This is a genomic window from Xanthomonas cucurbitae (assembly GCF_002939885.1).
Taxonomy (GTDB): domain Bacteria; phylum Pseudomonadota; class Gammaproteobacteria; order Xanthomonadales; family Xanthomonadaceae; genus Xanthomonas; species Xanthomonas cucurbitae.
In genome coordinates this window covers 38,263-52,231 of the sequence record NZ_MDED01000012.1, presented here as the reverse complement: position 1 = coordinate 52,231, position 13,969 = coordinate 38,263, and the positions used below count along the sequence as shown (strand labels likewise).

Genomic DNA, 13,969 nt, shown 5'->3' with positions numbered 1-13,969 from the left:
CGCATCACTCGTCCGCGCCGGCCTGGCGCTGCAGGATGGAGCTGAACTCGTCGGCGAAGGTTTCGTAGCGCACCGACAGCCGTTCCACGCGGGTGGTGAAGCGGTTGTAGGCCCACACCGCCGGAATCGCCACGAACAGGCCGATGGCGGTGGCGAACAGTGCTTCGGAGATACCCGGCGCCACGGCCGCGATACCGGCCTGTTCGCCACTGCTGACCATGTCGTGCATGGTCACCATGATGCCGAACACGGTACCGACCAGGCCAACGTACGGCGCGGTGGAGCCGATGTTGGCCAGCAACTCCAAATTGCGCTCGAGCTGGTCGACCTCGCGGGTGAAGGCGGTGCGCATGGCGCGCTGCGCGCCTTCCAGCTGGACGCGCGCGTCCAGGCGGCGGCGATCGCGCAGGCGCGAGAACTCGCGGAAGCCGCTTTCGAACATCGATTCCAGCCCGCCCACGGTGCGGTTGCGGTCGGTGGCCGAGGCGTACAGCTTGGCCAGATCCGCGCCGGACCAGAAGCGGTTCTCGAACTCGTCGGCCTCGCGGTTGGCCAGCTTGAAGGCGCGTGCCTTGCGGAAAATGATGACCCAGCTGATGAACGAGCCGATCAGCAGCAGCAGCACGATGATCTTGACCGGGATACTGGCCCGCAGGATCAGGTCCACGTAGTTGATGCTGCTGTTGTGCGCTACTGCGGCGGTTTGCGCCGCTGCGGCGGTGACGTCCTGGGGTAGTGCTTCCACTACCGTGTCCTGCAGGGCCAGGAGCAATGCAATCGACATCCGTTCGTTCCTCAGTAATCGGATTCTGGGGTTTCTAGAGCTTTCAACACGTCATACAGCGCATCGTCCATGCCGCGCGGGCGGAAGTCGCTGGCACCCAGGGCGGCAATGCGCACCTGCGCGGTCAACAACACTTCGCCCTCGCGGCGCACCGACTGCGCGAACAGCAGGCTGGCCCGTCTGCATTTCAACACCACCGCCGACACCGACAGCGCGTCGTCAAGCCGGGCCGGCTTGAGGAAATCCAGTTGCATCGAGCGGACCGCAAACACCAGACCATGCTGCTGGCGCATCAGATCCTGCCCGTAGCCGGCCGCGCGCATCCATTCGGTGCGCGCGCGTTCCATGAAGGCGACGTAGCGCGCGTGGTAGACCACCCCGCCGGCGTCGGTATCTTCCCAGTAGACGCGTGTCGGCCAACTGAATACAGGCGGGGAATCGGGAATCGGGAGTCGGGAATCGGCGGTCATGGGGACGGATTTTCAGTCGAGACGGCCCCGGTGAACGACGAACGGAGCGCCATCAGAACAGGTCTCCCGGTTCGCCGATGGCCGGGGCGCGGTCGCGCGGGGGCTTCAGGCCCAGGTGCAGATAGGCCTTGGGCGTGACCATGCGCCCGCGCGCGGTGCGGATCAGAAAGCCCTGCTGGATCAGATAGGGCTCGACCACGTCTTCCAGCGTGCCGCGTTCTTCCGACAGCGAGGCCGCCAACGATTCCACGCCCACCGGGCCGCCATCGAAGTGGTCGATGATGATGCGCAGCATGCGGCGGTCGAGTTCGTCGAAGCCTTCCGGATCCACTTTGAGCATCTGCATGGCCGCCTGCGCCACGGGCAGGTCGATATGGCCGGCGGCCTTGACCTGCGCGTAGTCGCGCACGCGGCGCAGCAGCCGGTTGGCGATGCGCGGCGTGCCACGGGCGCGACGCGCGATCTCGGCCGCGCCTTCCGGCGTGCAATCGATGCCCAGGATGGCCGCCGAGCGGATCACGATGCGGGTCAGCTCGGCCGGCGAATAGAACTCCAGCCGCTGCACGATGCCGAAGCGATCGCGCAAGGGCGCGGTCAGCAGGCCGGCACGGGTGGTGGCGCCGATCAGGGTGAACGGCGGCAGGTCGATCTTGATCGAGCGCGCGGCCGGGCCGTCGCCGATCATGATGTCGATCTGGAAATCTTCCATCGCCGGATACAGCACTTCTTCCACCACCGGCGACAGGCGGTGGATCTCGTCGATGAACAACACATCGTGCGGCTGCAGGTTGGTCAGCAGCGCGGCCAGATCGCCGGCCTTTTCGATCACCGGGCCGGACGTCACCCGCAGGCTGACGCCCAGCTCGTTGGCGATGACATGGCTGAGCGTGGTCTTGCCCAGGCCCGGCGGCCCGAAGATCAGCACATGGTCCATCGCCTCGCCGCGCGCCTTGGCGGCCTGGATGTAGATGTCCATCTGCTCGCGCACCGGCTGCTGGCCAAGATAATCGGCCAGGCGCTTGGGCCGGATGCTCGCATCGGCGGCATCGTCTTCGCGGGTGGAGCTGCTGGCGATGATGCGGTCCATTGAAAAGCCGGGAATGGGGAATCGAGAATGGGGAATCGAGCGGACAATAGTAGCGGTTACCGGCAACGCTGGTGCCCTTTTCAGCCGTCGCCGAGTGTCTCGGGCCGGCGCAGGCCGTTGCTTTTCCTATTCCCCATTCCCGTCTCCCGATTCCCAAGGCCGCGACACTGTCGCGGCCTCAGATCTCCACCTGCGCGCCGAGCTCCACCAGGCGGTTGCCGGGGATGCGGAAGAAGCCGGTGGCCGGGGCGGCATTGCGGTGCATCAGCGCGAACAGCTTGTCGCGCCAGATCGGCATGCCGCGGTTGGCGCTGGCCACGATGGTTTCGCGGCTGGCGAAGAAGGTGGTGTCCATCGGGTCGAAGTGGATGCCGCCCTGGTCGCAGGAACGCATCAATGCCAACGGCACGTCGGGCGTTTCCATGAAGCCGAAGCGCACATAGACGCGGTAGAACTCATCGCCGATCGATTCGATCTGCAGACGCTTGTCCACCGGCGCATACGGGATCGGCAGCGTGTCCACGTTGAGGAAGATGTTGCGTTCGTGCAGCACCTTGTTGTGCTTGAGGTTGTGCATCAACGCATGCGGCACCACCATCGGGTCGGCGGTCAGGAACACCGCCATGCCGGGCACGCGCACCGGCGGTGCCAGCATCAGCCCGGGCAGGAAGCTGTCGATGCGGATACCGTCCTTGCGAATCTCTTCGCGCAGCAGCGCACGGCCGCGGCGCCAGGTGCGCATCAGGGTGAACACCACGATGCCCAGCGCCAGCGGGAACCAGGCGCCCTGCAGCAACTTGGCGCCATTGGCGATCACGAAGGCCAGTTCGATGATGAAGAACACCACGCACAGCGGCAGCACCCAGCTGCGCCAGCGCGGCCACAGCGCGCGCGCCACCAGCGCCAGCAGCAAGGTGTCGATCAGCATGGTCATCGACACCGAGATGCCGTAGGCCACCGCCAGATTGGTGGAGCTGCGGAAGATCAGCACCAGCGCGATCACCATCACCATCAGCAACCAGTTGATGCCGGGCACGTAGATCTGGCCGATGGTGTCGCGTGAGGTGTGCTTGACCAGCATGCGCGGGATGTAGCCCAGCTGCATGGCCTGGCGCGCCACCGAATAGGCGCCGGTAATCACCGCCTGCGAGGCGATCACCGCCGCCAGCGTGGCCAGGACGATCATCGGATACAGCGCCCAGCCCGGCACCGCCTCGAAGAAGGGGTTCTTCAACGCGGAGGGGTGGTTGAGCACCAGTGCGCCCTGACCGAGGTAATTGAGCAGCAGCATCGGCAGCACGAAGAAGTACCAGCCATGGCGGATCGGGCGCGCGCCGAAGTGGCCCATGTCCGCATACAGCGCCTCGCCGCCGGTCACCGCCAGCACCACCGCGCCGAGGATGAACACCCCGTGCCAGCCGTGCTGCAGGAAGAAACGGATCCCCCACCACGGATTGAAGGCCTTGAGCACCTCCGGCGCATCCACGATGTTCCAGATCCCGATCGCCCCCAGCGACAGGAACCACAGGCAGGTGATCGGACCGAACACCTTGCCGACCTTTTCGGTACCGAAGCGCTGGGCCATGAACACCAGCAGCAGCACCACGACGGTGATCGGCACGATGAACGGGTGCAGGCTGGGGGCGGCGACCTCCAGGCCCTCCACCGCGCCCATCACAGAGATGGCCGGGGTGATGACGCCGTCGCCGAAGAACAGCGAGGCGCCGAAGATGCCGAGGATGCCCACCACGTAGGCCGAGCGCGAGCCCTGCCTGAGGGTGCGCTGGGCCAGCGCCATCAGCGCCATGATGCCGCCTTCGCCATCGTTGTCGGCGCGCATGATGATGGTGACGTACTTGAGCGTCACCGTAATCATCAGCGCCCAGAACGCCAGCGACAGCACGCCCAGCACGGTGTCGTGGTCGCTGGTCAGCCCATAGTGCGGCGAAAACGCCTCCTTCAGGGTGTATAGCGGGCTGGTGCCGATATCGCCGAAGACGACACCGATGGCGCCGATGACCAGGGCCATGTGGCCGTTGGCGGGCGCGTGGCCGTGGCCCGCTGCAGGAGTGGAGGTCTGTGACATGAGTGGGCAGGGTATCGCCGAAGGGCGTGAAGAGTGGGAAAGGCCGAGGCTGCTTAACGCAGCGCGGCCTGCAGGGCCTTGCGGATGACCGTGGCGACGTCGTCGCCGTCTGCCCCGGCCTCGCGTGCCATGCGTGCGGCCTCGGCCGGCTTGTAGCCCAGTTGCTGCAGCGCGACGGTGGCTTCGGACACTGCATCGGGACCGAGCTGGCCGGTGATCGGCGCGCCGCTGCTGAAGTCGGCCGCGCGGTCGCGCAGTTCCACCACCATGCGCTCGGCAGTCTTCTTGCCGATGCCGGGGATGCGCGTCAACGCGGTGATGTCACCGCTGGTGATGAGGCGAGCGAACTCGTCCACGCTGACCCCGGACAACACCGCCAGCGCGATCTTGGCGCCGATGCCGGTGACCTTCTGCACGTCGCGGAACAAGCGCCGCTCGCCCTCGCGCAGGAAACCGTACAGCGCGACGCTGTCTTCCTTCTGCGCGTAGTGGGTGAACAGGATGACGTCGCGACCGACATCGGGCAGGTCGTAGAAAGTGCTCATCGGCGCCTCCAGCTCATAGCCCACCCCGCCCACGTCGATCACCAGCCACGGCGGCTGCTTGTAGGCCAGGATTCCGCGTAGACGGCCGATCATTGGGCACCGCCTGTGCGGTGCCGGGAATGGGGAATCGGGAATGGGGAATCGACACAGCACGCGCCGTTGTGGACTCCGCTGTTGGCGTTACCGATTCCCGATTCCCGATTCCCGATTCTCATTTCTTGCGGCTCCAGGCCTGTTGGGTGTTGACGCCCAGGCGCTGCGCGGTGGCGCGCACGTGGGCGTGGGTGATGGCGACCGCCAGTGCGTCGGCGGCGTCGGGCTGCAGCTTGCCTTTCAGGTTGAGCATGATGCCCACCATATGCTGGACCTGCATCTTGTCCGCGCCACCCTTGCCGACCAGGGCCAGCTTGACCTCGGTGGCAGCGTACTCGTGCACCGGCAGGTCGCGCATGACCACCGCGCAGATCGCCGCGCCGCGCGCATGGCCGAGCTTGAGCGCCGAGGCGGCGCTCTTGCCCATGAAGACCTTTTCGATCGCCACCTCATGCGGCCGGTAGGTCTCGATCAGCTCGCCCAACCCGTGCAGCAAGCGCTTGAGCCGCTGGGAGAAGTCGCCCTCGCCCAGCAACAGCAACGGTGCGTGGTGCACATGCCGGCTGCGACCGCCCTCGTCGATGTCGATGATGCCGATCCCGGTGCGCTGCGAGCCGGGATCGATGCCCAGGATGCGGGTCATTGGCGGGCCGGGAGTGGGGATTGGAGATTGGGGATTGGTAACCTGCGTGCAGCGCAGCGCGCACATCGCTGTTGCGAATCCCGAATGCCCAATCCCGCCATCCCCACCTGCATCAGGCGCCAAGCGCCGCTTGATCGACGTTCGAATACACGTCCTGCACGTCGTCCAGGTCTTCGAGCATGTCCAGCAGCTTGCGCACCTGCACGGCGGTGTCGCCGTCCACGGCAATGTCGTTCTCGGCGCGGAAGGTGATGTCGGCATGCGCCGGTTCCAGGCCGGCGGCGGCCAGGGCGTTCCTGACCTGGATAAAGGCATCCGGGGCGGTCAGCACGTCGATGGCGCCGTCTTCCGGGTACACCACCACGTCGTCGGCGCCGGCTTCAATGGCGGCGTCGGTGAGCGCGTCTTCATTGGCACCGGCGGCGAAGCTGAGCACACCCAGGCGCTTGAACATGAAGGCCACCGAGCCCTCGGTGCCCATGTTGCCGCCGCACTTGCTGAAAGCGTGGCGTACGTCGGCCACGGTGCGCACGCGGTTGTCGGTGAGGCAATCCACGATCACCGCCACGCCGCCGGGCGCGTAGCCCTCGTAGCGGATTTCTTCGTATTCCACCCCTTCCAGCTCGCCGGTGGACTTCTTGATGGCGCGCTCCATCACGTCCTTGGACATGTTGGACGACAGGCCCTTGTCCATGGCGGTGCGCAGGCGCGGGTTGTTGGACGGATCGCCGCCGCCAGCGCGGGCGGCCACGCTGATCTCGCGGATGATCTTGGTGAACATCTTGCCGCGTTTGGCGTCGGAGGCGTTCTTGCGGCCTTCGATGGAGGGGCCTCTACCCATGGGTGGTTCCAGACTGGCTTGGATGACAGGGCGCGGATTTTACCCGATTGCCTGCCCTCACCGGGGCAGCAACGTGCGCCAGCGGACGCGCAATCCCCAAAACGGCCCTGGCGCAGGAAAGGTCATCGCCTGCGAGGCGGTGGCCGACGAGCGCAGCGGGCCGCCATGAGGGTCGGCAGGGATCCGTATAAAGAAGCGCCAAAAGTGAGCCAACTCGCTGTCAGTACAGAACTTTTTCACGAATCCCTGCCAACCCTCAACGTCTCGGTCTGCGCAGCTGGTTGGGGCTGGCACTTGCGGCGCTGGCGATCGCCGCAGGGATGCGTCTGGACTGACGCTCGCGCTTTCGGCCTGCGCGACGCCAGTTCGCCACCGGCCTTCCGCACCGGGTGGCGGTCGCTACGATAAGCGTGCATACCTACCGGAGTTTGTGATGCGCCTGAATCCGTTTTCGCGCACTGCTCATCGGGTCGCAACGGAGCCGCTCAGCCCCACAGCTCCAGCTGGGACGCCAACCGCTCCAGGTACGGCGTCGCCGCACCCGCTGTCACACGCGCCCAAGACCGGCACCACGAAGCGTGCGTCCAAGTCGCGGCAGGGCATGCTTACGTTGGCGCGTCAATCGCTGGCGACGCTGCGCAAGCAGTTGCCCTCCATGTGCGTGGGATCGTCGGTCACCAAAACAACGTCGAGCCAGCCTCCGACCGCACCCGCACCCGCACCCGCACCCGCACCGCATGACATTGCACTGCGCGTTCCCACACAGCGCCCACCGCTCAACCACGCCGCTGTTGATGCGCGATGTGAGGCGCCCAGTGCAATGCCCAAGCCACGCAATCGTGTCCCAACGCAGACAGCAACGCCGCAACGGCAACCGCTGCCGACCGCGCTTAATGCAGCGCGCCCGCAGCCACGTCAGGGCGGCACCGCGGAACGGTGGCAACGGCAGGCTCCAGGCCCGGCCAGGCGCGACCAGATCGGCCAGCCGCAGCAGCCTACATCGCCAGTGCGGCCAGCACCGTCTGCGAGTCGGGTATCGCCGCCACAGGCACCGCCCACGCAGTCCAGGCGGCTCCCTGCGGTGCGCAACATGAATCTACGATTGGCGGCGCTGAGCAAGCAGTGCTACGACATCAGCCAGCGGCTCTACGACGAGGACCGCCCCCCTCGTCCCGAAGAGCAGGCGATGTTCGAGACGCGTGCCGCACTGATCGCCGAGCGCAACGCCGTGCGCGATCAGCAGCTCGATGATATGCTGGCGGCGCTGGCGCCATTGGAAAAGATCGCTGCGCCGAAAACCACCAGCAGCGGTTTGCTCATGGTCCAAACAGATGTGATGCAGTCCAATCGACATGCGTTGCTTGCGGTAGGCCGCGACAATATCAACATGACCAAGATGGCGGTGCATTACGCGCGCGCGCAGCGGCGCCTGGAGTCCTTGAAGGAGAGCGACGCGCCCCATGACAAGATCCGGCGCCTGCAGCGCATGATGCAGGGCTACACCAATCTGCTGGCATTGAACGAGATCGTCAAACGCACCGATGACCAACTGCAGCGGATGGGCGCGCCACGCTTGATGGATAGCATACCTACCACACGGCAAGAGCGCGCACAGTACGAGCAGAGCGAACGTGATGCCCACCAAGAGGCAATCGACAACGGCTATTACTGAGGATCGATCACGTAGTGGCCGGTGCGCGTAGACCGTGTGCGGGCCGCATCGCCTACTTCATGCAGCTCCGGCATCGGTGCGGCCCAGCACTGAATCTGCTGGCGCTGCCAACCGATGTCGGTGTACGGCAGCGGCGTCATGCCGGTGTGTGCCGGATGACCGATTCCTTCGCATCCACGCGGTGGCGCGCGGCGCGCCAGAAACCGGCGGCACTGGTCCTGGTAGCGCCGCCGACGCCGGATAGTTCGCCCACCCGGTCCATGCGGCTGGACAGCCAGAAAAAGCCTTTGCGGCGAATCACCTGCGGCAACCCGCTGTGCACCATGTGCGCAAACCGCTGCGGGTGAAACGGCCGACTTGCGAGAGACACGACGCCGCTAATGCCGCATTCGAAGGCCTTCAGAAGATCATGAAAAATTCGTTTATGGCAGCGAATTAGCTAATTTTTGACTGCTTTTTATACGACTCCCTGCCGACCCTCGCTATGGCTGGCCTGCACCACGCAGTGGCCGCGCAGCCCCGGCAGGCGGGTTTCCCACCGCCACGGTGCCGTCGGAGTCGCCGTCCAGCGCCGCCAGCCAGCGGCCGACGCCGCGCGGGATGCAGCCGGCCACCTGACCGGTCTCGGCCGCACCGTCCCACTGCGCAAAGCCCTGCTGCAGCAACGCGGCACTGCGACCCATGGCCCAGACGCCACCGCGCCGGGCCAACCCGCGCGCGGCAGCGCTTCCGCGCAGCGGCGAGCCCAGGCACACCACACGGCGTACCGGCAGGTCGGGCGCATCGCACAAGGCCTGCAAGGCCATCAGCCCGCCCAGGCTATGGCAGACCAGCAGCTGCGCGCCGCTACTGCGTACGCGCGCGATCAGCTGCGGCACCGCCTGCGCCGGGCCACCCAGCACGCTGGCGTAGCCGAACAACGCTGGCGCCAGCCCGTCGCCGCGCAGCCGGTGGGCCAATGGCAGCAGCCAGTGCACGCTATTCCAGATGCCATGCACCAGCAGCACATCGGCGGTGGTGGTGGTCGATTGCTTGCGCGAGCTGCGTCGCGGGGTGACCGCAAGGGCCGAAGATGCGCTGGACAAAGGCAGGAGGACCGGAACGTGGCGCGCAAGCGTCGAGCAATGCAGACGCGGTGCAGGATCTGCAGTGTACGAGCGCCCGACGCTAGCGCGTGAACGGAAGAAGGCGCGGCGCGACACGCCAATCCCCAATCCGCCAATCCCGGCTCTCAGCGCGCGGCGACCAGGGGGCCACGCCGCAGGATGAACTCGCGGTCGACGATCTTGCCGACCGGAAAGTCGTACTCGCCCACCTTCTCGAAACCATAGCGGGCATAGAAGCGCTGGGCGCCGAAGTTTTCCGACCACACGCCGATCCACAGCGTGCGCGGGCCGTCGCGCTCCAGCCACTCCAGTGCGGTTTCGAACAATCGGCTGCCCCAGCCGCTGCTTTGATAGTCCTGGAGCAGATACAGGCGCTTGAGCTCACCGTCGCCGGGGCGCACGTCGTCATGCGGCAACCCGCATGGGCCGGCGGCGGCGTGGCCGACCAGCAGGTTATCTAGCTCCAGCAGCCAGATCGCATAGTCCGGATGCGCCAGCACGATGCGCGCGCGCTCGACCGCGTAGGTCTCTTCAAGAAAGCCGCGCAGGTCTTCCTGCGGATAGAGATGGCCGAAGGTTTCGGTAAAGGTCTGCGCAGCCAGAAGCGACAACGCTTCGGCATCGTCCGGCGTGGCGCGGCGGATGCGGGTCATGCGGGCCTCTCGTGCCGGGTGGACGTGGCAGCTTGTCGCATGCAGCGTTGGTGGTGCAAGCGGGGGAATCGGGAATCGGGAATCGGGAATCGGGAATCGGGAATCGGGAATCGCAAGAGCGACAAGCCGGAGCGCTGTGTTCGCGGCGTGCGGCCGGGTGGCACTGCCTGGCCACGCATTCGGCGTGACCAGGGGTGGTACAGGTCAGGCCTGCTTGGGGCGCACCTGTACGTGCACCTCGGCCAGTTGCTCGGCGGCGATTGGCGACGGGGCGTCGGTCATCAGGTCCTGCGCGCCGGTGGTCTTGGGGAACGGGATCACGTCGCGGATGGACTCGGTGCCGGCCATCAGCGCGGCAATCCGGTCGATGCCGAAGGCGATGCCGCCGTGCGGCGGGGCGCCGTAGTTCAACGCGTCCAGCAGGAAGCCGAACTTGGCACGCGCTTCGTCGGCGCCGATACCGAGCAGTTCAAACACCGCGCTCTGCATGTCCGGGCGATGGATACGAATCGAGCCGCCACCGATTTCATTGCCGTTGAGCACCATGTCGTAGCCACGCGACACCGCGGTGCGGGCATTGGCGCGCAGGTCGGCGATATCGTCCACCGCTGGTGCGGTGAAGGGGTGATGCAGAGCGACGTAGCGCTGCGCTTCGTCGTCCCATTCGAACATCGGGAAATCGGTGACCCACAGCGGCGCCCAGCCATCGGCGACTAGGTTGAAGTCCTTTCCGGCCTTCAGGCGCAGCGCGCCCATGAAGTCTGAAACTTTGTTGTAGGTGCCAGCACCAAAAAATACGATGTCGCCAGGAGATGCTTTAACCGCATGGAGAAGAGCAACCGTCTTTTCAGGCCCCAGTACCTTGACGACAGATCCCGAGACCTGGCTGATATCAAAGCCACTTTCGATAGACCCACCACCCTGCGCACCATCCGGTGTCTGCCCATACTTGAGCCAAGCCAAACCCTTGGCGCCGTACTTGGCGGCATGCGTGGCGTAGTCGTCGATCTGCTTGCGCGACAAGCTTGCACCGCCCGGAATAAGCAGGGCAGCGACACGTCCGTCGGCATCGTTGGCAGCGGTGGCAAAGAAGGCGAACTCGCTGTCTTTCACCAGCTCGGCCACATCGACCAATTCCAGCGCGATACGCAGGTCCGGCTTGTCCGAGCCATAGCGACGCATCGCCTCGGCCCAGGTCATGCGCGGGAACTGCGCGGCCAGCTCGACGTCCACCACTTCCTTGAAGATGGCGCGGATCATGTCTTCGACGAAATCCTGCACGTCGCGCTCGCGCACGAAGGCAAATTCCATGTCCAGCTGGGTGAATTCCAGCTGGCGATCGGCGCGCAGCGCTTCGTCGCGGAAACAGCGCGCGATCTGGTAGTAGCGATCGAAGCCGGCCACCATCAGGATCTGCTTGAACAGCTGCGGGCTCTGCGGCAGTGCGTAGAATTCTCCCGGATGCATGCGTGCCGGCACCAGGAAGTCACGTGCGCCTTCCGGGGTGGCCTTGGTGAGGATCGGGGTTTCGATGTCCTGGAAGTCGCGCGCATCCAGATGCCGGCGCAGCGCCTGCACCAGCTTGATGCGGGTGCGCTGCATGCGCTGCATTTCCGGGCGACGCAGGTCAAGGTAGCGGTATTTCAGGCGGGTTTCTTCGCCCGGGTTTTCGTGCGCATGAAACGGCAACGGCGCAGCCTTGTTGAGGATGGTGATGCGCGTGGCGATCACTTCCACCTTGCCAGAGCGCAGCTTGTCGTTGACCGCATGCCGCGCACGCACCACGCCTTCCACCTGCAGCACGTCTTCATAGCCCAGGCTGGCGGCCACCGGGAACACCTCGGCGTTCTCCGGCTCCACCGTCACCTGCACGATGCCTTCGTGGTCGCGCAGGTCGATGAAACACACCCCGCCCAGATTGCGGGCCACATCGGTCCAGCCGGCGAGAGTGACGGTTTGGCCGATCATGGTCGCATCGACCAGGCCGCAGAAGTGGGTACGCATCGAAAGCTCCGCTGAAAACCCGACGCAGGCAGCGCCGGAAAGCCGGATATTCTGGGGCCGGCGGCCGGCAGGAGCAAATGCGGCGACGGTCACCGGCGCTTAAGTCGGTGCCCGGCTGAATAGGCACCACGCCCCTCCCGCACCAAGGACGTCCCGATGCTGCGCACCGCCCTGCTGCTCTCCGGCTTCAGCCTGATCGCCCTCGGTGGCGCGCTCGGCGTCCGCCCCGCCGCCGCGCAGGACCGCGGCTGGAATGGCCCCAGCATCACCTGTTCCAGCAACGACAACCGCCGCCGCGAATGCGACACCCCGTTCCGTGGGCGCGCCGCGCTGGTGGAAAACATCTCCGGAACGCGCTGCATCGAAGGCCGCAACTGGGGCAGCGACCGCGGCCGCATCTGGGTGAACAATGGCTGCCGCGGCCGCTTCGTCGAGGCGCGCGGCGGCTGGGGTGGTGGCGGCTGGAATGGCGGCGACGACCGCCCCGGCAATGCCACCGGCATCGTGCGCTGCGAGAGCCGCGACCAGCGCCAGGCGATCTGCAATACCGGCTGGCGGCGCGCCATGCTGGTGCGCCAGCTTTCGGATACCCCGTGCGTAGAAGGCCGCAACTGGCGCCAGGAAAACGGCCGGATCTGGGTGGACGACGGCTGCCGGGCGGAATTTGCGCAGGTACGCGGCGGCCGCGGCTGGGATCGCGACGACGGCGGCGACTGGCCAGGCGAGCGCCCACGCCCCGGCTACTCGGTGACCTGCAGCAGCGACGACCGCCGCCTGCGCACCTGTCCATGGGACAACCGCGCCGGTGACCCGGTGCCGACGCGCCAGCTCTCGGACACCCGCTGCGAGGAAGGCCGCACCTGGGGCTATGACCCGCAGCGTTCGATCGTCTGGGTCAACGATGGCTGCCGCGCGCGCTTCGACGCACGCTGACGGCGGTTGCGCGCAGGCGGCCGCGCGCGTCGATGCCAAGCCCCTGCGTCAGGCCGACAGACTGCTACGCGGCGCTCAGCCGCCCCAGGGAGCGGGCGGCAATGCCACCGGCCGGGTAAGATCGAACGCGACCCGCAACAGCCGCCCGTTCGGGCGGCTCAGCTCGTAGACCAGCTGCCGGCCCGGCTGGATATCGATGGCCCAGGTGTTTTCCAGCGAGGCAGTGGACCCGAGCCGCTGGAACAGGGCGATGGATGCCGCGTCCACCGGAAATTCCTGGCGCGTGGCGGTACCGCCAGCGCGGCTGTCGCCGCCGTACTGGGTCATTGCATCGGGGCTGCCGTCGGGGTGCCGGTGATCGTGCTTGAGCCGCACGCCGGCCGACGTGCGGGTCAGCACCCAGGTCCGCGAATGATCGTCGCCAACGTGGAACGGCACGCGCAATTCATGGATTGGATCCTCGCAGCCGCGGACATGCATCACCAGCACCTTGCCGGCGAACGGGCCGGGGGTTGCCGACGCGGGAGCATCGACCAGCACGCGGCCGGCGAAGGCCTGCCCGCAATAGACGGCCAGCGCCGCCATGAAACGGTCGGCCGACGCCAAGGCGACCACAGCGGGTGGCGATGCGGGGCCGGCACATCCACCCGTTGCCACCATCGCGACGACGACCATTGGCCAGCACGCACGGCGCAGCGCGCGGCCGGCCAGCGGTCCGCGCAGGCGCCCCATCATGCCGGGCCGGCCGCCGGTGTCGTCGCAGCCGGCTTGCTGTCGCTGGCCGCGGCCGGCTTGGCCTCGCCCCCACTGTTGGTTTCGGTGAGGTTCTTCTTCTTTTCGCCGGCTGATTTGAAGTCGGTCTCGTACCAGCCGCTGCCGGACAGCCGGAACGACGGTGCAGTGACCTGGCGTTTGACCGTGGCCGCGCTGCAGGCCGGGCAGGTCTGCGGATCGGGGTCGGCCATCTTTTGCAGGCGGTCGAACGCATGGCCGCAGGTGGTGCACTGGAACGCGTAGATAGGCATGACGGAAGACGTGGGAAGACGATGCAG

The 13,969-nt window shown here is 66.4% G+C and carries 13 protein-coding genes and 2 pseudogenes; 2 read left to right on the top strand and 13 right to left on the bottom strand.

Annotation, left to right across the window (positions count from 1 at the left end; genetic code table 11):
* Positions 1–4: 4 nt before the first annotated feature.
* The 7 genes from tolQ to XcuCFBP2542_RS08335 all read right to left on the bottom strand — a co-directional run bounded on the left by tolQ (position 5) and on the right by XcuCFBP2542_RS08335 (position 6,549).
* A complete protein-coding gene (gene tolQ, locus XcuCFBP2542_RS08365) occupies positions 5–784 on the bottom strand; it encodes a protein TolQ (RefSeq protein WP_104603138.1) in 780 nt (259 codons plus the stop codon).
* Between the two features lie 11 nt (positions 785–795).
* On the bottom strand, positions 796–1,254 hold the full coding sequence (ybgC, locus tag XcuCFBP2542_RS08360) for a tol-pal system-associated acyl-CoA thioesterase (RefSeq protein ID WP_104603137.1): 459 nt from the start codon (positions 1,252–1,254) through the stop codon (positions 796–798).
* A gap of 52 nt (positions 1,255–1,306) precedes the next feature.
* Positions 1,307–2,341, bottom strand: a complete 1,035-nt coding sequence (gene ruvB / locus XcuCFBP2542_RS08355; protein ID WP_104603136.1) for a Holliday junction branch migration DNA helicase RuvB — start codon at positions 2,339–2,341, stop codon at positions 1,307–1,309.
* 178 nt (positions 2,342–2,519) lie between these two features.
* Positions 2,520–4,427, bottom strand: coding sequence for a potassium transporter Kup (locus XcuCFBP2542_RS08350; RefSeq protein WP_104603135.1), 1,908 nt, complete (start codon positions 4,425–4,427; stop codon positions 2,520–2,522).
* A 53-nt stretch (positions 4,428–4,480) separates the two neighbouring features.
* Entirely contained in the window at positions 4,481–5,065 is a 585-nt protein-coding gene (gene ruvA / locus XcuCFBP2542_RS08345; protein ID WP_104603134.1) for a Holliday junction branch migration protein RuvA, read from the bottom strand.
* Between the two features lie 118 nt (positions 5,066–5,183).
* Complete coding sequence (gene ruvC / locus XcuCFBP2542_RS08340) at positions 5,184–5,708, bottom strand: crossover junction endodeoxyribonuclease RuvC (RefSeq protein ID WP_104603133.1); 525 nt, start codon at positions 5,706–5,708, stop codon at positions 5,184–5,186.
* Positions 5,709–5,820: 112 nt separating this feature from the next.
* The gene (locus tag XcuCFBP2542_RS08335) at positions 5,821–6,549 is read right to left on the bottom strand and encodes a YebC/PmpR family DNA-binding transcriptional regulator (RefSeq protein ID WP_104603132.1); all 729 of its coding nucleotides are present in this window, start codon (positions 6,547–6,549) and stop codon (positions 5,821–5,823) included.
* A gap of 433 nt (positions 6,550–6,982) precedes the next feature.
* On the opposite strand from XcuCFBP2542_RS08335, the gene xopR reads away from it, so the two are divergent.
* Complete coding sequence (gene xopR, locus XcuCFBP2542_RS19710; RefSeq protein WP_170066967.1) at positions 6,983–8,221, top strand: type III secretion system effector protein XopR; 1,239 nt, start codon at positions 6,983–6,985, stop codon at positions 8,219–8,221.
* A 41-nt stretch (positions 8,222–8,262) separates the two neighbouring features.
* Here the strand turns inward: xopR and XcuCFBP2542_RS08320 are convergent.
* The 4 genes and pseudogenes from XcuCFBP2542_RS08320 to aspS all read right to left on the bottom strand — a co-directional run.
* Positions 8,263–8,612, bottom strand: a pseudogene (locus XcuCFBP2542_RS08320) (CobW C-terminal domain-containing protein); the annotation flags it as partial.
* A gap of 90 nt (positions 8,613–8,702) precedes the next feature.
* Positions 8,703–9,306: pseudogene (locus XcuCFBP2542_RS08315) on the bottom strand (esterase/lipase family protein); the annotation flags it as partial.
* A 146-nt stretch (positions 9,307–9,452) separates the two neighbouring features.
* Positions 9,453–9,980 carry a GNAT family N-acetyltransferase gene (locus XcuCFBP2542_RS08310; protein WP_104603130.1) on the bottom strand — a complete coding sequence of 176 codons (528 nt, stop codon included), beginning with the start codon at positions 9,978–9,980 and terminating at the stop codon, positions 9,453–9,455.
* A gap of 204 nt (positions 9,981–10,184) precedes the next feature.
* On the bottom strand, positions 10,185–11,984 hold the full coding sequence (aspS, locus tag XcuCFBP2542_RS08305) for an aspartate--tRNA ligase (RefSeq protein ID WP_104603129.1): 1,800 nt from the start codon (positions 11,982–11,984) through the stop codon (positions 10,185–10,187).
* A 156-nt stretch (positions 11,985–12,140) separates the two neighbouring features.
* On the opposite strand from aspS, the gene XcuCFBP2542_RS08300 reads away from it, so the two are divergent.
* Complete coding sequence (locus tag XcuCFBP2542_RS08300; RefSeq protein ID WP_104603128.1) at positions 12,141–12,917, top strand: DUF3011 domain-containing protein; 777 nt, start codon at positions 12,141–12,143, stop codon at positions 12,915–12,917.
* Positions 12,918–12,992: 75 nt separating this feature from the next.
* On the opposite strand, the gene XcuCFBP2542_RS08295 is transcribed toward XcuCFBP2542_RS08300, so the two are convergent.
* Positions 12,993–13,577 carry a hypothetical protein gene (locus tag XcuCFBP2542_RS08295; RefSeq protein WP_372372224.1) on the bottom strand — a complete coding sequence of 195 codons (585 nt, stop codon included), beginning with the start codon at positions 13,575–13,577 and terminating at the stop codon, positions 12,993–12,995.
* A 71-nt stretch (positions 13,578–13,648) separates the two neighbouring features.
* Positions 13,649–13,942 (bottom strand): FmdB family zinc ribbon protein, encoded by a 294-nt coding sequence (locus tag XcuCFBP2542_RS08290; RefSeq protein ID WP_104603127.1) that lies wholly within the window; start codon positions 13,940–13,942, stop codon positions 13,649–13,651.
* Positions 13,943–13,969 lie beyond the last annotated feature (27 nt).

Coding starts and splice junctions, on each gene's coding strand:
- tolQ (WP_104603138.1), bottom strand. CDS start 784: ATGTCGATTGCATTGCTCCTGGCCCTGCAGGACACGGTAGTGGAAGCA.
- ybgC (WP_104603137.1), bottom strand. CDS start 1,254: ATGACCGCCGATTCCCGACTCCCGATTCCCGATTCCCCGCCTGTATTC.
- ruvB (WP_104603136.1), bottom strand. CDS start 2,341: ATGGACCGCATCATCGCCAGCAGCTCCACCCGCGAAGACGATGCCGCC.
- XcuCFBP2542_RS08350 (WP_104603135.1), bottom strand. CDS start 4,427: ATGTCACAGACCTCCACTCCTGCAGCGGGCCACGGCCACGCGCCCGCC.
- ruvA (WP_104603134.1), bottom strand. CDS start 5,065: ATGATCGGCCGTCTACGCGGAATCCTGGCCTACAAGCAGCCGCCGTGG.
- ruvC (WP_104603133.1), bottom strand. CDS start 5,708: ATGACCCGCATCCTGGGCATCGATCCCGGCTCGCAGCGCACCGGGATC.
- XcuCFBP2542_RS08335 (WP_104603132.1), bottom strand. CDS start 6,549: ATGGGTAGAGGCCCCTCCATCGAAGGCCGCAAGAACGCCTCCGACGCC.
- xopR (WP_170066967.1), top strand. CDS start 6,983: ATGCGCCTGAATCCGTTTTCGCGCACTGCTCATCGGGTCGCAACGGAG.
- XcuCFBP2542_RS08310 (WP_104603130.1), bottom strand. CDS start 9,980: ATGACCCGCATCCGCCGCGCCACGCCGGACGATGCCGAAGCGTTGTCG.
- aspS (WP_104603129.1), bottom strand. CDS start 11,984: ATGCGTACCCACTTCTGCGGCCTGGTCGATGCGACCATGATCGGCCAA.
- XcuCFBP2542_RS08300 (WP_104603128.1), top strand. CDS start 12,141: ATGCTGCGCACCGCCCTGCTGCTCTCCGGCTTCAGCCTGATCGCCCTC.
- XcuCFBP2542_RS08295 (WP_372372224.1), bottom strand. CDS start 13,577: ATGGTGGCAACGGGTGGATGTGCCGGCCCCGCATCGCCACCCGCTGTG.
- XcuCFBP2542_RS08290 (WP_104603127.1), bottom strand. CDS start 13,942: ATGCCTATCTACGCGTTCCAGTGCACCACCTGCGGCCATGCGTTCGAC.